General features: G+C 71.0%; 19 protein-coding genes. 9 read left to right on the top strand and 10 right to left on the bottom strand.

The features are described 5' to 3' along the window. Positions 1-10: 10 nt before the first annotated feature. Positions 11-955, bottom strand: coding sequence for a hypothetical protein (locus C0216_RS05160; RefSeq protein WP_125542356.1), 945 nt, complete (start codon positions 953-955; stop codon positions 11-13). A 514-nt stretch (positions 956-1,469) separates the two neighbouring features. On the opposite strand from C0216_RS05160, the gene C0216_RS05155 reads away from it, so the two are divergent. Further along, positions 1,470-2,048, top strand: a complete 579-nt coding sequence (locus tag C0216_RS05155; protein ID WP_114054111.1) for a recombinase family protein — start codon at positions 1,470-1,472, stop codon at positions 2,046-2,048. Positions 2,049-2,353: 305 nt separating this feature from the next. On the opposite strand, the gene C0216_RS05150 is transcribed toward C0216_RS05155, so the two are convergent. Further along, positions 2,354-2,824 (bottom strand): NUDIX domain-containing protein, encoded by a 471-nt coding sequence (locus C0216_RS05150; protein WP_114054110.1) that lies wholly within the window; start codon positions 2,822-2,824, stop codon positions 2,354-2,356. Between the two features lie 4 nt (positions 2,825-2,828). Further along, positions 2,829-3,569, bottom strand: a complete 741-nt coding sequence (locus tag C0216_RS05145; protein WP_114054109.1) for a helix-turn-helix domain-containing protein — start codon at positions 3,567-3,569, stop codon at positions 2,829-2,831. A 309-nt stretch (positions 3,570-3,878) separates the two neighbouring features. Here C0216_RS05145 and C0216_RS05135 point away from each other — a divergent pair, with 309 nt between their 5' ends. Together C0216_RS05135 and C0216_RS05130 are read left to right on the top strand one after the other, a co-directional pair. Continuing rightward, the gene (locus tag C0216_RS05135) at positions 3,879-4,106 is read left to right on the top strand and encodes a hypothetical protein (RefSeq protein WP_114054107.1); all 228 of its coding nucleotides are present in this window, start codon (positions 3,879-3,881) and stop codon (positions 4,104-4,106) included. Positions 4,107-4,238: 132 nt separating this feature from the next. Continuing rightward, on the top strand, positions 4,239-5,189 hold the full coding sequence (locus C0216_RS05130; protein ID WP_114054106.1) for a 1-aminocyclopropane-1-carboxylate deaminase/D-cysteine desulfhydrase: 951 nt from the start codon (positions 4,239-4,241) through the stop codon (positions 5,187-5,189). Between the two features lie 39 nt (positions 5,190-5,228). On the opposite strand, the gene C0216_RS05125 is transcribed toward C0216_RS05130, so the two are convergent. Then, positions 5,229-6,809, bottom strand: a complete 1,581-nt coding sequence (locus C0216_RS05125) for a Na+/H+ antiporter (protein WP_114058465.1) — start codon at positions 6,807-6,809, stop codon at positions 5,229-5,231. Between the two features lie 78 nt (positions 6,810-6,887). Between C0216_RS05125 and C0216_RS05120 the strand changes: the two genes are divergently transcribed. From C0216_RS05120 to C0216_RS05110, 3 genes are all read left to right on the top strand, one after another. Then, positions 6,888-7,148 carry a UBP-type zinc finger domain-containing protein gene (locus C0216_RS05120; protein WP_114054105.1) on the top strand — a complete coding sequence of 87 codons (261 nt, stop codon included), beginning with the start codon at positions 6,888-6,890 and terminating at the stop codon, positions 7,146-7,148. Positions 7,149-7,353: 205 nt separating this feature from the next. Beyond that, on the top strand, positions 7,354-7,767 hold the full coding sequence (locus C0216_RS05115) for an anti-sigma regulatory factor (RefSeq protein WP_114054104.1): 414 nt from the start codon (positions 7,354-7,356) through the stop codon (positions 7,765-7,767). After that, the gene (locus C0216_RS05110; protein ID WP_114054103.1) at positions 7,764-8,852 is read left to right on the top strand and encodes an RNA polymerase sigma factor SigF; all 1,089 of its coding nucleotides are present in this window, start codon (positions 7,764-7,766) and stop codon (positions 8,850-8,852) included. Before C0216_RS05115 ends, C0216_RS05110 begins: the two co-directional genes overlap by 4 nt. Positions 8,853-8,893: 41 nt before the next feature. On the opposite strand, the gene C0216_RS05105 is transcribed toward C0216_RS05110, so the two are convergent. After that, the gene (locus C0216_RS05105) at positions 8,894-9,325 is read right to left on the bottom strand and encodes a hypothetical protein (RefSeq protein WP_114054102.1); all 432 of its coding nucleotides are present in this window, start codon (positions 9,323-9,325) and stop codon (positions 8,894-8,896) included. Positions 9,326-9,409: 84 nt separating this feature from the next. Between C0216_RS05105 and C0216_RS05100 the strand changes: the two genes are divergently transcribed. Then, on the top strand, positions 9,410-10,375 hold the full coding sequence (locus C0216_RS05100) for a diacylglycerol/lipid kinase family protein (protein ID WP_114054101.1): 966 nt from the start codon (positions 9,410-9,412) through the stop codon (positions 10,373-10,375). Positions 10,376-10,697: 322 nt separating this feature from the next. Continuing rightward, positions 10,698-10,955 carry a WhiB family transcriptional regulator gene (locus tag C0216_RS05095; protein ID WP_003953983.1) on the top strand — a complete coding sequence of 86 codons (258 nt, stop codon included), beginning with the start codon at positions 10,698-10,700 and terminating at the stop codon, positions 10,953-10,955. A gap of 203 nt (positions 10,956-11,158) precedes the next feature. Here the strand turns inward: C0216_RS05095 and C0216_RS05090 are convergent, their stop codons facing one another. Continuing rightward, positions 11,159-12,628, bottom strand: coding sequence for a sensor histidine kinase (locus C0216_RS05090; protein ID WP_114058464.1), 1,470 nt, complete (start codon positions 12,626-12,628; stop codon positions 11,159-11,161). Between the two features lie 616 nt (positions 12,629-13,244). Between C0216_RS05090 and nagB the strand changes: the two genes are divergently transcribed. Beyond that, on the top strand, positions 13,245-14,030 hold the full coding sequence (gene nagB, locus C0216_RS05085) for a glucosamine-6-phosphate deaminase (RefSeq protein ID WP_114054100.1): 786 nt from the start codon (positions 13,245-13,247) through the stop codon (positions 14,028-14,030). A gap of 150 nt (positions 14,031-14,180) precedes the next feature. On the opposite strand, the gene C0216_RS05080 is transcribed toward nagB, so the two are convergent. From C0216_RS05080 to C0216_RS05065, 4 genes are all read right to left on the bottom strand, one after another. Further along, complete coding sequence (locus C0216_RS05080; protein ID WP_114054099.1) at positions 14,181-15,695, bottom strand: glycoside hydrolase family 3 protein; 1,515 nt, start codon at positions 15,693-15,695, stop codon at positions 14,181-14,183. A 5-nt stretch (positions 15,696-15,700) separates the two neighbouring features. Beyond that, positions 15,701-16,519 carry a carbohydrate ABC transporter permease gene (locus tag C0216_RS05075; protein WP_246042777.1) on the bottom strand — a complete coding sequence of 273 codons (819 nt, stop codon included), beginning with the start codon at positions 16,517-16,519 and terminating at the stop codon, positions 15,701-15,703. A 68-nt stretch (positions 16,520-16,587) separates the two neighbouring features. Beyond that, the gene (locus C0216_RS05070; protein ID WP_114054098.1) at positions 16,588-17,616 is read right to left on the bottom strand and encodes a carbohydrate ABC transporter permease; all 1,029 of its coding nucleotides are present in this window, start codon (positions 17,614-17,616) and stop codon (positions 16,588-16,590) included. Between the two features lie 211 nt (positions 17,617-17,827). Beyond that, on the bottom strand, positions 17,828-19,111 hold the full coding sequence (locus tag C0216_RS05065; RefSeq protein ID WP_114054097.1) for an extracellular solute-binding protein: 1,284 nt from the start codon (positions 19,109-19,111) through the stop codon (positions 17,828-17,830). Positions 19,112-19,238 lie beyond the last annotated feature (127 nt).

Raw genomic sequence — 19,238 nt, 5'->3', positions numbered from 1 at the left:
TCCGCTGACGTCATTGCGCACCCTCGCTGGGTTCAAAATCTAGCGGGCATCTCATAAGCCAATCAGCGATAGAGCCCCAGGACATCGCATCCACGAAGGGGTCGTCTAGAGCCGGCACCTGCCGAGATAGATCTTCTTTGAGGGACCTCACGATGCCATTTACGTCCATCGCTGTGTTCGTGCTGCCCGGAGGATACTCGAGAACCAATTTACGCTCTTTTCGCTTCCGAGCATCCATCACCGCCTCCCACTGGTCTGGGTATTTTTCGCGCAAGCGCAGGAGCGCGTTCTCTGAGTCCAGAAACTGATTTACAAGCTGCTCGAGGTAGCTTTCACGCTGGCTGGCAGACAACTGGATCCGCGACAGCTTCTCAAGAGCCTTGCTTGTCAGCTCGGAGTTCCCAGAAATCCAGACGTCAACGTCCTCTAGGGAAGTTTGCACCATGTCAACCAAGGCAGTCGGCCGCTCAAGCACTTCCGACCTCTCGCGCGCAAACATGGAGTCCGAGGCCACAGTAATAGTGAAGTCCTGACCAAGGTGCGGAAGATTTAGCGCGCGCATCTCTTCCGCCTTCGTCGAGGCGTGCTGCACCAGCTTGGCGGAGTCAAAGATCGGCACGAGGAAGATGTACTGCTTGATCCGAACGCTGCCGAGCAGGCTCCCCAATTCTTTCTGCTTCGTCTCCAACTTGCGAAGGTCGGTTGAGAGCTTGTCGCGCTGCTTGTCGTATCGTTCGCTTGTAGATAGTGGCTCCACAGGCGCATAGCACTGGAAGGCGCGACCGCAGAAGGTGAAGGCTTCAATGCCGAGGTCGCCACCATGTCGTGCGGGAACTTCTTGCACCTGGTCTGCGCCATAGTGTCGCCGTGCGAGCAGCAGGCAGTACTGCTCCCACTCGTCACCGGAGTACTGATGAGTAGCTACCAACGAGATCCCCCCGGTGGCTGCGGACACGGTTCCAACCCCTGGTCAGAGGCCGCCTGCCACGCCACCTCGACACCCAGCATGATAGGGAAGATCTTTGCCCACGAACGGTCTTCCACAACCTTGAGTCATCTTCAAGCCAACGATCGCGGGTGGCGTACACCCAAACTGGCGACACATCATTCTGCTTAACCCCCAAAGCACTTCACCACAGCGAGATTCGCGTTGCGCTGCCGGCGGCGCCACCCGACAGCTCATACAGGACCGTGGCGCAGCGGCATGCTGCGAGCGGCCCCGCATGCCCTTCGCTTCGACGTAGGGGCGGGGCGTCCCGGTCCGGCTGTCGTTCCCGTCCCTGAGGCGTCCTGCTCATCGACACAACAGGCAGTCCCGGAGTCAGCCCAGGACGGGTAGTCTCATAAACGATGGTTTTCGAGACGCCGGCGATAGCGCTCCATGGAGGCCCGACCTGCGTCCCAAAACGCGTCTCAGAACCCTACGAAGACTCTTGATGTTTTGAGACGAGTTATGCGACGCTCGTTGCATGACGACGCCCGCAGGACAGTTGATCGGATACGCGCGAGTCTCTACCGACGAGCAGGAATCGCAGTTGCAGCACGACGCGCTGACTGACGCCGGCTGCGCCCGGATCTTCACGGACAAGGCGAGCGGTAAGAACACCGACCGCCCGGGGCTGACTGCCGCTCTGGACTACCTGCGTCCTGGGGACACCCTGTGCGTGTGGAAGCTGGACCGGTTTGCTCGCTCGCTGATCGATCTCGTGACGCTGGTGGACTCGCTCGCTGCACGTGGGGTCGGCTTCAAGGTGCTGACAGGTGCGCTCGCGAGCATCGACCCGAACACCCCGGACGGTCGGCTCATGCTTCAGGTGGTGGGCGCCATGGCGGAGTTCGAGCGGAGCTTGATCAAGGAGCGCACCCGCGCCGGGCTGGACGCTGCCCGCGCTCAGGGACGTACCGGCGGACGTCCGGTGGTCATGGACGGGGACAAGCTCGCTGCTGCCAAGGCCCGCCGCGCGAAAGGGGAAAGCGTCACTGCCATCGCCAAGGCGCTCGGGGTCTCCCGGGCGACGCTGTACCGGGCACTGGGTGGCTCGGCCTGAGGGTGACGGCAAGGCGCGTGCGGTGGTTCGGTGATTCTTGGGCTTTTTCTGTATGCATATAGAAACCTACAAGGAAACCAAAAGTGCCCTAGAACCACCGAACCACCGCAGGGGGTAGGGCGGCGTCAAAGTTGAGGTGGCACGGCTCCCAGCGATCCCGGCCCCAGCACGACAAACACGCCCTGGGTGTACGCCCGTTTTTGAGCACCTACATGCGGTCTGGCCAGCGGCAACGTGTGGCCGAGGGCCCGAGAACGACCGTGGGAAGGCCCCTCCAGCGCCCTGTTGGGGTCTGCCAGAACCCGCTACCCAAGGTATGGGGCGGGGCGGCTCTCCAAGAAGTGCTGTACTCGAAGGCGTTGGGTGTGGTGCATGGGCAGGGCCCCCAGCTCAGTCGGCTCCACGAAGCGGAGTTCCGTGCTCTCGTCCGAGATCGCCAGCGTGCCCCCGGTGATGCGGGCCGTGAAGCAGACGTTGAACTGACGGCGGACCTCGCCGTCGCTGTACTCGATGATGTGCTTCGGGTCCGTGTAGGTGCCGACCAGCCCCGTGATCTCCACGTCGAGGCCCGTCTCCTCCTTGACCTCCCGGACGGCCGTTCCGGGGAGGGAGTCCGTGAGGTCCATCCCACCGCCGGGGAGAGCCCACAGATCGTTGTCGCGGCGCCGTTGCAGCAGGATGCGGCCCTGGTCGTCCGTGACGACGGCTGAGGCTGCCACGACCATGCTGTTGGGCGCGGGAGCGTGGGGATCGTCGTAGTACTCGGTCCGGGCCATCGGGTCACTCCTTCACGGGACGGGCCGTCTCCCACACCGCGTTGAAGCTGTCGGCGTAGGTGTCGAACATGCCCCCGGCTTCGTGACGGCGAAGGTGCCACACGGGCGCACCGTACGCGTTCACACCCCAGACGTGGGCATTGACCAGGACTTCGCCGTCCGCCCGGTACAGGCTGTTGTAGAGGGTCGTGCCGTGCGTTCGCAGCTCGATGCCGGGAACGTCGGCCAGAGGTCGGTAGTGCATGAGGGCGAGACGGCAGCGGGATTCGATGCCGTGCCCGAATCTCTCTTCCTGTCCACGCTGCCGGACGTTCTCGCTGTCCGCGTCACCGATGGCGATCCGGACCGTGCAGCCGTCCGCCGCGCGTTCCCGAAGGAGGTCGTTCAGGCGGGGATACGCCTCGTGCAGGAACACCGCTGCGTAGACCAGCACGTCGATCCGCTCGCGAGCTGTCGTCAGCAGGTCCACGAACACGGAGACGGGAAGGTCCGCTCGCTGGTCGTACAGCGCCACCAGTTCGGGGCTGACGGCCCGCGCGGCACGTGCCTGTCTCAGCGCCGGCCACAGTGCGTGGACGTCCTCACCCAGTGTCTCGGCAGCCAACAGCGCCGTTGCCCGCCGTGGGGTGCGCCCGAGGTTGACCCAGCGTTCGACACTCTTCGGATCGACGCCCGTGGCGCTTGCCAACGATGCATGAGTCCAGCCGCCGGATGCCATCAGGGCCCTTAACCGCTCGTTCTGCATAGGGACGTTCTACAGGCCGCAGGACGTCCCGAAGTGGGAAACGTACGAGGTTCCCCCGTCCTGATCATCACGGCGACGATCCCGGTACCAGCGAGGTACGAAGGGATCCGGAATGGTGCGGGGACTGTGGCAGCAGGTCGAACAACGTGATCCGTTTCCGGTGCCTGATCCCGATCCAGCCGACCCGACGTGCGACGTCTGCGCTGCCCTGGTCGTACAGCGCACCGAGTGCTACCGGCTTCGGGACCGGTCGGGGGTCGTGGACTGCAACGTCGAGATCCGTCAGCACCCCCACACGGAGGTGAGTCGATGACCCGCGCCGTGCTGCGCTGCGTCCCCCACACCATCCGGCACGCCCCGGAAGGCGGAGTGACATACGAGGCGTTCTGCGTCGCCGAAGGCTGCGGAGCCGAGTCAGGCGCGCACGACGAACAGGAAGGGCCGCAGGACTGGGCGCTCCGGCACGCCGGGCGGACCGGGCACGACCTGTTCCGGCGTGTGTTCACCGATCACGCACGCGTCAGCCGGGACACGTAGACCCCGGCCCGCTGGGCGACGGCGAGCAAGGCAGTCCAGCGCGCCGGCTCCGGCCCCGCTCACACGACCCGAATCGTGTGGGCGGGGCTCTGACGTGCGACGGCGAGGACGGGAGCGCCCCACAATGGACGGGTGAACCGCCCCGCGAACCTTGACGTGCTCTTGCAGCCGCGCCCGCCGTCCCCGTTGCAGGAGATCCATGACGAGCGGTTCGAGCGGCACGGCGTCCGCCTCCTGCTGAAGCGGGACGACCTGATCCACACCACCATTCCGTGGGACACGGACGTACTTGGACCAGTGGACCTGTACCCTCCCGGGAACAAGTGGCGCAAGCTCGCGCCCAACCTGCGGGCCGCCGTGGCGGGCGGGTACCGGGAGCTGGTGACCTTCGGCGGGGCCTACTCCAACCACCTGCGGGCCACTGCCGCCGCCGGGCGGCTGCTCGGGCTCGGCACCGTCGGCGTCGTCCGCGGCGACGAGCTCGCCGGGCGGCCCCTCAACGACTCCCTCGCCCGCTGCGCGGCCGACGGGATGCGCCTGCACTTCGTGTCGCGGTCCGACTACCGGCGCAAGGCCGAGCCCGCGGTGCTCGCCCGGCTGCTGGAGGACGCCGGGGCGGCCTCCGCGTACGCCGTGCCCGAGGGCGGCAGCAACGCCCTGGCCCTCGAAGGCTGCGCCGCGCTGGGCCGGGAGCTGCGGGGCGTGTCCGAAACCGTCGCCGTCGCCTGCGGGACCGGCGGCACCCTCGCCGGGCTGGCGGCCGGACTGGCGCCGGGTCAGCGCGCCCTCGGGGTGCCGGTGCTGGCCGGCGGGTTCCTCGGCGGCGGGATACGTTCCCTCCAGCAGCAGGCCTTCGGCGGCCCCGCCGGGGACTGGAGCCTCGCCGAGGGCTTCGACCACGGCGGCTACGCGCGCGTGCCCGCCGCCCTGGAGGCGTTCGCCGCCGGCTTCGAGGAGCGGCACGGCGTCCCCGTCGAGCGGATCTACGTCGCCAAGCTGCTGTGGGCGCTGGCCGAGCTGGCGGAGCGCGGCGGGTTCCCGCGGGGCAGCGCCGTCACGGCCGTCGTCACCGGCCGGCCCTGAGCGCCCGGGCCGCGCGGCCCCCGCCGCGCCGCCCCGGCGTCAGCCCGTCTCCTCGCGGTAGGCCGCCGCCTCCTCCAGGTCCAGGCGGCGCAGCAGGCCGCGCAGCATCTCGTCGTCGATGCGCCGTTCGTCCCGGAGCGCGACGAACACCTCCCGCTCGGCGGCGATCATCTCCCGCGCGAGCCGCCGGTAGACGCCGTCGGCGGACTCCCCGGTCAGCGGGTTCACCTCGCCGAGCCGCTCCCACACCGCGTTGCGGCGCCGTTCCAGCACCGTGCGCAGCCGCTCCGCGAGCGGCGGCGGCAGTGCGTTGCGCGGTTCGGCGAGCAGTTCGGCGAGCCGCTCCTCCGCCGCCGCCGAGGCCTCGCTCTGGGCCTGCGCCTCCGCCAGCGTCTGCGCCTTGGCGTCGGGGGCCGGCAGCCGCAGCAGCCGGATCAGCGGCGGCAGCGTCAGGCCCTGCACGACCAGGGTCGCGATGACCGTCGTGAAGGTGAGGAACAGGATGAGGCTGCGGTGCGGCACGTCCATCGGCACGGAGAAGGCGATCGCCAGCGACACCACCCCGCGCATGCCGGCCCAGGCCACCACGAAGGCCCCCTTCCAGGTGGTGTCCGCCTCGCGCGCCCGGATCCGCGCCGACAGCCGCAGCGGCAGGAACGTCGCCGGGAACACCCACACGAACCGGGAGACGGCCACGGCGGCGAACACCGCCAGGGCGTACCAGGCCGCGGCCGCGCCCTCGTACTCCCCGAGCCCCTCCAGGACCACCGGCAGCTGGAGGCCGATCAGCGCGAAGACCACGGACTCCAGGACGAAGGCGACGACCTTCCACACCGCCTCCTCCTGGAGCCGCGTCGCGAAGTCCACCTGCCAGTTCCGGTGCCCGAGGTACAGGGCGACGACGACCACGGCGAGGACGCCCGAGGCGTGCACCCGCTCCGCGGCGGCGTACGCCACGAACGGGATCAGCAGCGCCAGGGTGTTCTTCAGCAGCGGGTCCCGCAGCCGCAGCCGCAGGTGGTGGATCGGCACCATCAGCAGCAGGCCGACGCCGACCCCGCCCACCGACGCGAGCAGGAACTCCGCGATCCTGCCGGCCCAGCCGGCGCTCGTGCCGACGGCCGCCGCGAGCGCGACCCGGTACGCGGTGATGGCGGTGGCGTCGTTGACCAGGGATTCCCCCTGGAGGATGGTCGTGATGCGGTGGGGCAGGCCGAGCCGCCGGGCGATCGCGGTCGCCGCGACCGCGTCGGGCGGCGCGACGACCGCCCCGAGCACCAGCGCCACCGGCAGGGGCAGCCCCGGCACGAGCAGGTACGCCGCGTACCCGACGGCCAGCGTCGCGAACAGCACGTAGCCGACGGACAGCAGGGCGACGGGCCGCGCGTTCGCCCGCAGGTCCAGGTACGAGCTGTCCACGGCGGCCGTGTGCAGCAGCGGGGGCAGCAGCAGCGGGAGCACGACGTGCGGGTCCAGCTCGTACGCGGGCACCCCGGGCACGTACGAGGCCGCCAGCCCGGCGGCGACGAGCAGCAGCGGGGCCGGCACCGGCGTCCGGCGGGCCGCGCCGGCCACCGCCGCGCTGCACGCCACCAGTGCCACCAGCGGCCATACCTGCATCGGCAGCTCCACCTCGCTCGTCGCGCCCGCGGCCGCGGGCTCCTGCCGCGGCGCCCGCCCGTCAGTACGCTGGCCATCATGAGCGAGTGCACCCACGTTCCCGGACTGCCGCGCCCCGAGCCCGCCCCGGCCGCCCTGACGTGCCCCGAGTGCGCGGCGCTGGGCAGCCACCCGGTGCAGCTGCGGATGTGCCTGGAGTGCGGGTACGTCGCCTGCTGCGACTCATCGCCGCACCGGCACGCCTCGGCGCACTACCGGGCCACCGGCCATCCGGTGGTGCGGAGCTTCGAACCGGGCGAGACGTGGCGGTGGTGTTTCGTGGACGGTTCGATCGTCTGAGCAGCGGGTAGGTCAACCCTCCGCCGGCTCCCCCGATTTGAGCTCGCAGACCCCTAGCCACTGTGCGTACCCGTGGGCATACCATCAGTCACCGCACGTAGGCGCGGGTGTCGCGGACGGGTGTGATGAGGGGTGCCGCGACACGATCGACCGGATCGCGGTAGCGTCACCGGCGAACAGAGCTCGTACCACCTTGGAGGTGAGGGTGTCCCAGATCGCAGGCGAGCCCGGGACCCAGGACTTCGTGGAAGTCCGGCTGCCCGCTGCGGGTGCCTACCTGTCGGTGCTCCGAACGGCCACGGCCGGCCTCGCGGCACGTTTGGACTTCACCCTCGACGAGATCGAGGACCTCCGCATCGCGGTGGACGAGGCCTGCGCGATCCTGCTCCAGCAGGCCGTGCCCGGCTCCGTCCTCAGCTGCGTGTTCCGGCTGGTCGACGACTCGCTGGAGGTGACCGTGGCGGCGCCGACGACCGACGGCCGGGCGCCCGAGCGCGACACGTTCGCGTGGACCGTCCTGTCGGCGCTCGCCGGCAAGGTCGAGTCCGCGGTCGAGGAGGACAACACGGTGAGCATCAGCCTCTACAAACAGCGCGGCGCGGGTCCAGGGCCGGCGTGAGCGGCGGGGAGATCCCGGTGCGGGGCGGGGATCGGCCCCGGGCACGGCACGAGGTCGACGGCGGCATCCCGGAACAGCAGCACGCCCGGCCGCACCCGGCTGACGCGGATGCGGACCACGGCTTTTTGGACTCGGCGGAGCGACGGGCGGGCCCCATGAGCGAGAACCAGCACCAAGAACCACAGGCGGCGCGGCCACCCGCGGCCCGGGAACCGGACCTCGGCCCGGAGCCCGCGGCCCTCCCCGGCGCGCACGCCGGCGAGGAGTCCGCGGCGGGCGCGGCCGCGGAGCTCCCGGTGACCCCGGTGAGCCCGCCGCCCCTGCCCGATTCCCGCGACCGCAGCGGCGCCCGCGCCCTGTTCGTCGAGCTGCGGGCGCTGCCCGACGGCTCGCCGGAGAAGGCCGAGCTGCGCAACCGGCTCGTACGGATGCACCTGCCGCTGGTGGAGCACCTGGCCCGGCGGTTCCGCAACCGCGGGGAGCCGCTGGACGACCTCACCCAGGTCGCGACGATCGGCCTGATCAAGTCGGTGGACCGGTTCGACCCGGACCGCGGGGTGGAGTTCTCCACGTACGCGACGCCGACCGTGGTCGGGGAGATCAAGCGGCACTTCCGGGACAAGGGCTGGGCGGTCCGGGTCCCGCGCCGGCTCCAGGAGCTGCGGCTGTCGCTGACGACGGCCACGGCCGAGCTGTCGCAGCAGCACGGCCGCTCCCCCACCGTCCACGAGCTGGCCGAGCGGCTCGGGATCTCGGAGGAGGAGGTGCTGGAGGGGCTGGAATCGGCCAATGCGTACAGCACGCTGTCGTTGGACGTCCCCGACACCGACGACGAGTCGCCGGCGGTGGCGGACACCCTGGGCGCGGAGGACGAGGCGCTGGAGGGCGTCGAGTACCGCGAGTCGCTCAAGCCGCTGCTGGAGGGGCTGCCGCCGCGGGAGAAGCGGATCCTGCTGCTGCGGTTCTTCGGCAACATGACCCAGTCGCAGATCGCGCAGGAGGTCGGCATCTCCCAGATGCACGTCTCCCGCCTGCTGGCCCGCACGCTGGCCCAGCTGCGGGAGAAGCTGCTGGTCGAGGAGTAGGCGGGCGGGCCGGAGGGCCGGCCCGCCCCGCGCGCCCGCGGCTACTGCGGCGCTTCGCCGATGCCGAGCGCCCTGGTGGCGGTCGGGTTCACCAGCAGGGCGACGACCGCGACGGCGGCCGCGGCCAGCGCCGCCGCGGCGGCTGTCATCGCGCCGCCCGTGGTGTGGAGGGTCCAGGCGACGGGCAGCGCCATCAGCTGGGTGATCAGGGCGGGTCCGCGGCTCCAGCGGCGGCCCAGGCGCAGTCCGCGGGCGGCGGCCAGCGGCAGCGCCGCCAGGGCGATCAGGGTGAGCCCGCCGGTCTCCGCCTGCTGCGCGGAGTCGACGTCGCCGGCGACGCCGACGAAGAGCAGGTAGACGCCGAGCCCGGCGAGCGCCAGGCCTTCGAGCGCGGTGAGCGCGGCGGCGGCGGTGAGCCGGCCGGGCAGCGGGGCGGCGGGCCGGTCGGTGGCGGGGGTGGGCTTGGTACTCACCCCAGCAGGGTAGCCGCGCGCCCGGCCCCCGGGAGGGGACGGGCCGTATGGGCCGCGTGTGGACGGGTCGGTAGGCTGGCGTCCATGCGTGCACTCCTCGTGGCCAACCCAGCAGCGACGACCACCAGTGCGCGCACGCGCGACGTCCTGATCCACGCCCTGGCCAGCGAGATGAAGCTGGAGGCGGTGACGACGGAGTACCGGGGGCACGCCCGGGACCTCGGGCGGCGGGCGGCGGAGAACGGCGTCGACCTGGTGGTGGCCCTCGGCGGCGACGGCACCGTCAACGAGGTGGTCAACGGGATCCTCCACGACGGGCCCGACCCGGACGCGCTGCCCCGGCTGGCGGTGGTTCCCGGCGGGTCGACGAACGTGTTCGCCCGGGCGCTCGGGCTGCCGAACGACGCGGTCGAGGCGACGGGCGCCCTGCTGGACGCCCTGCGCGAGCGCCGCGAGCGGACGGTCGGCCTGGGCTTCGCGGCAGGCGTCCCGGGCACGGAGGACGAGTCGGTCCCGGCGCGCTGGTTCACCTTCTGCGCGGGCTTCGGCTTCGACGCGGGCGTCGTGGGGCGGGTCGAACAGCAGCGCGAGCGCGGCAAGCGGTCGACGCACGCCCTCTACGTGCGGCAGCTCCTGCGGCAGTTCTGGGAGGAGCCCAACCGCCGGCGCGGGACGGTGACGCTGGAGCGTCCGGGCGCGGATCCCGTGCACGGCCTGGTGCTGTCGATAGTCTGCAACACCTCCCCCTGGACGTACCTGGGGAACCGGCCCCTGTACGCCTCCCCGGAGGCGTCGTTCGACACCGCACTTGACGTACTGGCCCTCAGCCGTTTGTCAACTTCGGCCGTCGCGCGGTACGCCACACAGCTCCTGACCTCGACTCCTGAGCGCGGCCCGCAGGGCAAGCACGCCGTGTCCCTGCACGATCTGACGGCGTTCACCTTGCATTCCAAGGTTCCCCTTCCGTTCCAGATGGACGGAGACCACCTCGGCTTGCGCACCAGCGTTCAGTTCACAGGCGTACGCCGTGCACTGCGTGTGATTGTGTGAGTGGAAGGCCCCAAAGTCCTTTCACTCGAACGTTTACGCGCCAGTCCACCCTCAAGATGTAGGGCTGTGACCTAGTAGACACCGATGAATCAAAAAAAACTTTCCGGAAGGGGTTGTATCCCCGTCCGAGGTTTGCGAATCTCTTCATGGCGATCGGGACGGCCCGCAAGACCCGGCACTCCAACAGACCGCCAGAACCCCTTCCACGAGTCTCCGGCCCACCTCTGAGCAAGCCGGGTGGTCGCCCTTCCCTCCGGGGGGATTCGTGAAAGCGTTCACATTCACAAGCAACGTGCCCGCAATACAAGGAGATGGAGCAGCCATGGACTGGCGTCACAACGCCGTTTGCCGCGAGGAAGACCCGGAACTCTTCTTCCCCATCGGCAACACCGGTCCTGCGCTGCTGCAGATCGAGGAAGCCAAGGCCGTCTGCCGCCGCTGCCCCGTCATGGAGCAGTGCCTGCAGTGGGCGCTCGAGTCCGGTCAGGACTCCGGCGTCTGGGGCGGTCTCAGCGAGGACGAGCGCCGCGCCATGAAGCGCCGCGCCGCTCGCAACCGGGCGCGCAACGCCAGCGCCTGACATCGACTTTCGAGCCTCGAGCTGCAGCGCGCAGCACCACCGACAGCGCTCAGCACCGTGCTCTCAGCCCCGGAACGGGACCTCCCCCAGCCACCGCTGGACGGTCCCGCCCGGGGCTCAGTGCTGTCCGGGCACTACGTACGGTCACCCTCCGCCCCGAGGCCGCCGCCACGGCTCCGTCACCCCCGGTGACGGAGCCGTCGTCACTTCTGGGGGCTGACGGGCACGTCCAGGACGACCCTGGTGCCGCGCGGCTCGGCCCGGACCATGTCGAAGGTGCCGCCGAGCTCGCCCTCCACCAGCGTCCGGACGATCTGCAGGCCGAGGTTGCCGGCGCTCTTCGGGTCGAAGCCCTGCGGGAGCCCGGAGCCGTCGTCCAGCACCGTGATCAGCAGCCGCCCGTCCGCCCGTCCGGTGCCGCTGCGCGCCGCGGTCACCTCCACGGTGCCGCCCTCCCCCTGGGTGAAGGCGTGCTCCAGCGCGTTCTGCAGGACCTCGGTCAGCACCATCGACAACGGGGTGGCGACCTCGGCGTCCAGGATCCCGAACCGCCCCACGCGCCGGCAGTCCACCTTGCCCGGCGAGATCTCCGCGACCATCGCGATCACCCGGTCGGCGATCTCGTCGAACTCCACGCGCTCGTCCAGGTTCTGCGAGAGCGTCTCGTGCACGATCGCGATCGAGCCGACGCGCCGCACGGCCTCGTTGAGGGCTTCGCGGCCGCTCTCCGAATCCATCCGCCGGGCCTGCAGCCGCAGGAGCGCGGCCACGGTCTGGAGGTTGTTCTTCACCCGGTGGTGGATCTCCCGGATGGTCGCGTCCTTGGTGATCAGTTCGCGTTCGCGACGGCGCAGCTCGGTCACGTCCCGGCAGAGGACGAGGGAGCCGATCCGGGTGCCCTTCGGCTTCAGCGGGATCGCGCGGAGCTGGATCACTCCGCCGTTGCCCTCGACCTCGGTCTCGCGGGGGGCCCAGCCGCTGGCGAGCTTGGCGAGTGCCTCGTCCACCGGGCCGCGGGAGGGGGCGAGTTCGGCGGTGGTCGTGCCGAGGTGCTGGCCGACCAGGTCGGAGGCCAGGCCCAGCCGGTGGTACGCGGACAGGGCGTTGGGCGAGGCGTACGTCACGACGCCGTCGGCGTCGAGCCGCATCAGGCCGTCCCCGACGCGCGGCGAGGCGTCCATGTCGACCTGCTGGCCGGGGAACGGGAAGGTGCCCGCCGCGATCATCTGCGCCAGGTCCGAGGCGGACTGGAGGTAGGTCAGCTCCAGCCGGCTCGGTGTACGGACGGTGAGCAGGTTGGTGTTGCGGGCGATCACTCCGAGTACGCGGCCCTCGCGGCGCACCGGGATCGACTCGACGCGGACCGGGACCTCCTCGCGCCACTCCGGGTCGCCCTCGCGCACGATGCGGCCCTCGTCGAGGGCGGCGTCCAGCAGGGGCCTGCGGCCGCGCGGCACCAGGTGGCCGACCATGTCGTCCTGGTAGGAGGTCGGGCCCGTGTTGGGGCGCATCTGCGCGACGGAGACGTACCGGGTGCCGTCCAGGGTCGGCACCCACAGCACCAGGTCGGCGAAGGAGAGGTCGGAGAGCAGCTGCCACTCCGAGACCAGGAGGTGCAGCCACTCCAGGTCGGTCTCGCCGAGCGCGGTGTGGTGGCGTACGAGGTCGTTCATGGAGGGCACGTGGCGAGCGTACCCCGGCCTCGGGCCATGACTTTCCCCACGGCGACTACCGGGGAGTATCCAGGAGGGGCGTACTCCGCGTAGGGTTGGAGGAAGTGACGGGTTTCCCAACCCCGACATTGGATGGACAGAACAGAATGGTCTAGTCCACAATTGACGTAAGCTTCCGCCCTCCCCGCACAGGAGGACGGATCGAGGTGGGCCGCGCGCTCTGCCCTGACCGCGCAGGCAGCCTCCCAACGGCCTTCGGGAACCGCACACCCGTCGGCCGTAAGTACTCCGGGCTACGGTGCCGGGCGGGTTGAGGGTCCCGCCCCGGCACCGTGGCCCAGAGGAATCCCGGGGCCCTTCTCTCCTTCTCCGCGTACGGCTTGCCGGCCCTTCGGCCGCTCCCGGCGCACTCCCGAGGCGCACTCCCGTTCCGCTCCGCGGCCGCGCCTCCGCGCACTGCCGCCGCGCCGGCGCCTCCCCCGTACCCGCCCCTGCCCGCAGGCCGTGTCCGCGGATCGGGACGACCATGGAAGAAGGCCGGATTTCCCGGCCCGCGCCGTCCCGACTCTGTTAGATTGGTCTATACCACCCATCACTCCAGATCGGCAGGCCACGCGTGGAAGTTGTCATCGTCCCGGACGCCAAGGCAGGCGGCGAGCTCATCGCGGAGGCCATGGCCGCCCTGCTCCGCCGCAAGCCCGACGCCCTGCTGGGCGTGGCGACCGGCTCCACCCCGCTGCCCGTGTACGAGGCCCTCGCGCGCAAGGTGAGGGCCGGCGAGGTGGACGCGTCCCGGGCCCGCGTCTGCCAGCTCGACGAGTACGTCGGCCTGCCCGCCGGGCACCCCGAGTCCTACCGCGCCACCGTGCTCCGCGAGGTCGTCGAACCCCTCGGCCTGCCCGAGGCCTCCTTCATGGGCCCCGACGGCTCCGCCGAGGACCTCCCGGCCGCCTGCGAGGGCTACGACCGCGCCCTCGCCGAGGCCGGCGGCGTGGACCTCCAGCTGCTGGGCATCGGCACCGACGGTCACATCGGCTTCAACGAGCCGTGCTCCTCGCTCGCCTCGCGCACCCGCATCAAGACGCTGACCCAGCAGACCCGCGTCGACAACGCGCGCTTCTTCGACGGCGACCTGGAGCAGGTCCCGCACCACGTGATCACCCAGGGTATCGGCACCATCCTCGACGCCCGCCACCTGGTGCTGCTCGCCACCGGCGAGGGCAAGGCCGAGGCCGTCGCGCAGACCGTCGAGGGTCCGCTGTCCGCACTGGTGCCGGCCTCCGCGCTGCAGCTGCACCGGCACGCCACCGTCGTCGTGGACGAGGCCGCCGCCTCGAAGCTGAAGCTGGCGGACTACTTCCGCCACACGTACGCGAACAAGCCCTCCTGGCAGGGCCTGTAACCGTCTGCGGCGCCCCCCTTCGCGGCGGGGGCGCCGCAACCCGCCGCAGGCCGAAGGCCGGGCCCCCTCCACAGGGCCCGGCCTTCGGTGTCTCCGTGCCGCCGCCCGGGCCGCCGGCACCCCACGCGCCGACGGACCGGGGACGGGCGCTCAGCCGCCCGCGATGACCTCCGCGGCGGCCCGCCCGCACACGCGCGCGGCGCCGTGCGTGGCGATGTACAGCGCCCCGCGGGGCTCGGCCCGGGGCAGGCCCATCTCGACGACGACCGTGTCGGGCCGGACGGCGACGAGCCGGTCCAGGACCTCGGCCATCCACGCGTGGCGGTGCGCGTCGCGGACCACGGCGACGACCGTGCGGCCTCCGGCCGCGGCGAGGACGTCCTCGGCCGAGGCCCCCTCGGGGAAGACGCCCGAGGCGGTGCCCGGGAGCAGCTCGGCCAGCTCGCCGGCCAGGCCCCACGGCGTCTCGTGGCCCACCGCGATGTTCGCGACGGGCGCGAGGGTGGCCACGTACGGGGCCGTGAGCGGGGCGGGGGTGCCGGAGACGGTGACCGCGCGGCGGGCCGCCTCCAGGCCGATGCCGGGCGCGCCCCCCTGCGGCGCGCCCGGCACCGCGCCGGCCGCGGCCCGGGCGGAGGCCGTCCACCCGGCCAGGGCCCGGACCCGGGCGGCGGCGTCCGCGAGCCGCTCCTCGGGCAGCGTCCCCTCGCGCACGGCCGCGACGAGGGTGTCGCGCAGCCGCAGCACGGTGGCCTCGTCGGCGAGCCCGCCGCCGACGCAGATCGCGTCCGCGCCGGCCGCGAGGGCGAGGACGGAGCCGCGCTCGATGCCGTACGTCCCGGCGATGGCGTTCATCTCCATGCCGTCGGTGACGATGAGGCCCTCGTAGCCGAGCTCCTTGCGCAGCAGGCCGGTCAGGATCTGCGGGCTGAGCGTGGCCGGCCGGGTCGGGTCAAGGGCCGGTACGAGGATGTGGGCGCTCATCACGGCCTTGGTGCCGGCCTCGATGGCGGCCCGGAAGGGGACGAGCTCGCGGGCTGCGAGGGTGTCGAGGTCGGCGTCGATGCGCGGCAGCGCGTGGTGGGAGTCGACGTTGGTGTCGCCGTGGCCCGGGAAGTGCTTGGTGCAGGCGACCACGCCGGTGGCCTGGAGGCCCTCGACGTAGGCGGCGGTGTGCCGGGCCGCGAGGTCGGTGTCGGCGCCGAAGGAGCGGACGCCGATGACCGGGTTGTCGGGGTTGGAGTTGACGTCCGCCGAGGGGGCCCAGTTGAAGTTGACGCCGCACTCGGCGAGCCGGCGGCCCAGCTCGCGGGCGACCTCCCGGGTCAGGCCGGTGTCGTCGACGGCGCCGAGGGCCAGGTTGCCGGGGAAGGAGGAGCCACCGCGGACCTCCAGCCGGGTGACGTCGCCGCCCTCCTCGTCGATGGCGACGAGGACGTCGTCCCGCTCGGCGCGCAGCTGCGCGGTGAGCGCCGCGAGCTGCCCGGGCGAGGCGATGTTGCGGCCGAAGAGGCCGACCGAGACCAGGCCCTCGGAGAGGCGGCGCAGCAGCCAGGCGGGGGCGGTGGTGCCCTCGAAGCCGGGCTGGAGGACGGCGAGCGCGTCGCGGGCCAGGGCGTCGTCCTGCCCGCCGGGGGCCGCGGTGCCGTGCGCAAGGACAGTCATGGCGTTTATCCCTTCACGGCGCCGGCGGTCATGCCGCCGACGGCCTTGCGCTGGAGGAAGACGAAGATGACCAGGACGGGGACCGCGAAGAGCGAGGACGCGGCCATGGTGGCGCCCCAGTCGTTGCCGAAGGCCGTCTGGAACTGGGTCAGCCACAGCGGCAGGGTCTGTGCCGCCTTGTCCTTGTTGAGGATCAAGACCATGGCGAACTCGTTCCAGGCGGTGATGAAGCCGAAGAGCGAGGTCGACATCAGGCCGGGGGCGAGCAGCGGGAAGATCACCTTGCGGAAGGCCTGGCCGCGGGTGCAGCCGTCGATCTGGGCGGCCTCCTCCAGGGTCACCGGGACGGCGGCGATAAAGCCGCGCAGCGTCCAGATGGTGAAGGGCAGCACCATGACGAAGTAGATCGCGGTGAGCAGGCCGAGGCTGTTCAGCATCTCGGCGTCCCGGGCAATCATGTACATGGCGATGACCATGACCTCCCAGGGGGCCATCTGCGCCATCATCACGCCGAGGACGAGCCCCTTGCGGCCGGCGAAGCGCATGCGGGCGATGGCGAAGCTCGCGGCGAGCGCGACGAGCAGGGCCAGCAGCACGGCGCCGACGGTGACGAGCAGGCTGTTGCCGACGTACGTCCAGAAAAACTCGACCCCGGTGGCCTTGGTGAAGTTCTCCAGCGTCGGCGTGAAGAAGAAGACGGGGTCCTTGGCGAGGATCTCCCCCGACGGCTTGAAGGCCGAGGAGAACATCCAGTAGACGGGGAAGAGGAAGAGCCCCGCCAGGGCCAGGGCGCCCAGGTTCTTCACGACGGCCGCCGGGCGCAGCGGGCGCCGGGTGCGCAGGCGCGGGCGCCGGGGGGCGGCGGGGGCGGACTTCGGCGCGGTGGTGGTGCTCACTGCTCCTCCTCCTGCTTCAGGATCAGGCGGAAGTAGAAGGACATGACGACGACGAGCATCACGATCGTCAGGACGGAGATGGCCGCGGCCAGCGCGTAGTGGCCCTGGCTCTGGCCCTCGACGAACGCGAAGACCGGCAGGGTCTCGGAGGCGCGGTCGGGGCCGCCGCGGTTCATCGCGTACACCTGGGTGAAGGCCTTGAAGACCCAGATGACCTCAAGGAAGGTGGTGACGAGGAAGAACGGCTTGAGGTTGGGGAAGACGACCTGCCAGAAGGTCTGCCAGCCGTTCGCGCCGTCCATGCGGGCGGCCTCGTACAGCTCGCCGCCGACCGTGGTCAGGCCCGCGTACATGTTGAGCGCGACGAAGGGGACCGAGCCCCAGACGACCAGGACGGTGACGATCACCAGGGTGGACAGGCCGGTCTCGAACCAGTTGTGCTGCTCGTAGCCGGAGAAGCCGAGCGTGCGCATCAGCCAGTTCATGACGCCGAACTGCTCGTCGAACAGCCACTGGAAGACGGTCACGGAGGCGACGATCGGCATGGCCCAGGCCATGACGAGGGCCATCGACAGCACGAGCCGCATCCACGTGCCGAGGCGGTTCAGCAGCAGCCCGATGAGGCTGCCGACCACCATGATCAGGGCGACGTTGGCGGCGGTGAAGAGGAAGGAGCGCAGGACCACGGTCCAGAACTGCGCGTCGCCGAGCAGCTGGGTGTAGTTCTCGACGCCGTGGAACGGCGCCCTGCGCTGGATGAACTCGATCTTGTCGACCTTCTGGAACGACAGGATCACGTTCTTGGCGAGCGGGTACAGGAGCAGGGCGGCCATGCTGAGCACGGCCGGCGCGACCAGGAGGTACGGCAGCCATCCCGAGGGGAGCGCCCCTCTGCGCCCGCGAGGAGCCGGGGCCGCCTCCGGGGCGCCCGCGGGCCGCTGCGGCGGCTGCGGCGCCTTCGGCCCTCCGGGCTCGCGGGGTGCGTCCTGTGGAGCGGTCGCCGCTCCCTGGGAGTGCACGGTCATGTCTTGTTTTCCTCGCGGTTGACGTGGCGACCGGCGGGCGGCCCGCCCGGTCGGCGGCGGGCGGGCGGCGCGCCTGCGTCCCTCCCTGCGCCCCGGGGGCGCGGCGGGCGCCGCCGGGGCGCCTGCCGCACCCCCGGGTGCGTTCACTGCTGTGCTGCGCGGGCCGTGCGGCCCGGGCGGGGTGTGGCGCCGCAGCAGGTGCTGCGGGGCGTCACTTGTTGATGCGGTTCGCGATCTCCTTGTCGGCCTCGGCGCCCGCCTTGGCCGGGTCCTCGCCCTTCAGGACCTTCGTCATGAACTCCTTGAGCGGGTTCGGCTCGGTCTCGACGTTGGCCCAGCCCGGGGTGACCGGGGTGATGCGGCCGTTGACGCCGGCCTTGCCCATGGCCTCGGCGAAGGAGCCCGGGGCCGGGGTGAAGTTGGCGGCGGCCTGGTTCGGCAGCAGCGAGCCCTTGACCTCGGCGGCGTACTTGGTCATCTGGTCCTTGCCGGTGGCCAGGGCCAGCCACTCCTTGGCGAGCTCCTTGTTCTTGGAGCGCTCGGCGACGGCGAGGTTCGAGCCGCCCAGGAAGACGGTGCCGGGCTTGTCGGCGGTCTTGCCGGGGATCGGGAAGTAGCCGAAGTCGGCCTCCTTGCCCGCGTCCTTCAGCGCCTTCTCGGCACCGCCGGCCTCCCAGCCGAGGCCGATCCAGGAGGCGACCCCGCCCTTGGGGACGACGTCGGTGGACTGCTGCGGGGTGGCCTCGTCCTTGTCCTTGGGGGCGGTGGAGTAGGACTGCAGCTTCTTGTAGAACTCCATCGCGGAGGCGGCCTGCGGGGTGCCGAGCCCGCCCTTCCACTTGCCGCCGTCCTTGACGGCGAGCTCGCCGCCCTCGTCCCAGATCAGGCCGGCCAGGACGTACCAGCTCTGGCCGGGCAGGTAGATGGGCTGCGTGTTCGGGTCCGCGGCCTTCAGCTTGTCCAGGCCGGCGATCCACTCGTCGCGGGTCTTCGGCGGGGTGACGCCCGCCTTCTCGAAGGCCTTCTTGTCGTAGACGACGACGCGGTTGGCGGCGTACCACGGGGCCGAGTACAGCTTGCCCTCGTACTCGGCGGACTCCAGCATGCTCTTCGGCCAGGCGTCGGCGCCGAGGCCGCCCTTGTCCTTGGTGAGGTCCGCGAGGCCGCCGGTGACGGCGTAGCCCGCGGTCTGGGTGTTGCCGAGCTCCAGCACGTCCGGCGGGGTGCTCTCGGAGAGGGCGGTCGTCACCTTCTCCTGGATGCCCTTCCACGCCTGGACCTCGACCTTGACCGTGACACCGGGGTGCTTGGCCGAGAACTCCTTGTTGACCTCGTCGATCCAGGCCTTGGGTGCGGAGCCGTCCATCACCCAGACGGTGATCTCCTTGGCGCCGCCCGCGTCGGCCGTGCCCTTGTCGTCGCCACCGTTGCCACACGCGGCGACACCGGCCATCATGCCCGCGACACCGACCGCCGCGATGAGCTTGCGCTTCACGCCACCCTCCTCAGGGATGCTGCCTGCAACTTCCCTTGCCCGCCGCGGTGACATGCACCTATTACTGCCCGTTGGGCCGGGATCTGATCCATATTGGTGTAGACCAGTAACCGGAGCTTGGCCTAGA

Source organism: Streptomyces globosus (genome assembly GCF_003325375.1).
GTDB lineage: Bacteria > Actinomycetota > Actinomycetes > Streptomycetales > Streptomycetaceae > Streptomyces > Streptomyces globosus_A.
This window is presented reverse-complemented; position numbering and strand designations above follow the sequence as displayed.

Coding starts and splice junctions, on each gene's coding strand:
- C0216_RS05070 (WP_114054098.1), bottom strand. CDS start 17,616: ATGACCGTGCACTCCCAGGGAGCGGCGACCGCTCCACAGGACGCACCC.
- C0216_RS05145 (WP_114054109.1), bottom strand. CDS start 3,569: ATGCAGAACGAGCGGTTAAGGGCCCTGATGGCATCCGGCGGCTGGACT.
- C0216_RS05090 (WP_114058464.1), bottom strand. CDS start 12,628: ATGAACGACCTCGTACGCCACCACACCGCGCTCGGCGAGACCGACCTG.
- C0216_RS05095 (WP_003953983.1), top strand. CDS start 10,698: ATGGACTGGCGTCACAACGCCGTTTGCCGCGAGGAAGACCCGGAACTC.
- C0216_RS05125 (WP_114058465.1), bottom strand. CDS start 6,809: ATGCAGGTATGGCCGCTGGTGGCACTGGTGGCGTGCAGCGCGGCGGTG.
- C0216_RS05150 (WP_114054110.1), bottom strand. CDS start 2,824: ATGGCCCGGACCGAGTACTACGACGATCCCCACGCTCCCGCGCCCAAC.
- C0216_RS05135 (WP_114054107.1), top strand. CDS start 3,879: ATGACCCGCGCCGTGCTGCGCTGCGTCCCCCACACCATCCGGCACGCC.
- C0216_RS05100 (WP_114054101.1), top strand. CDS start 9,410: ATGCGTGCACTCCTCGTGGCCAACCCAGCAGCGACGACCACCAGTGCG.
- C0216_RS05120 (WP_114054105.1), top strand. CDS start 6,888: ATGAGCGAGTGCACCCACGTTCCCGGACTGCCGCGCCCCGAGCCCGCC.
- C0216_RS05080 (WP_114054099.1), bottom strand. CDS start 15,695: ATGACTGTCCTTGCGCACGGCACCGCGGCCCCCGGCGGGCAGGACGAC.
- C0216_RS05155 (WP_114054111.1), top strand. CDS start 1,470: ATGACGACGCCCGCAGGACAGTTGATCGGATACGCGCGAGTCTCTACC.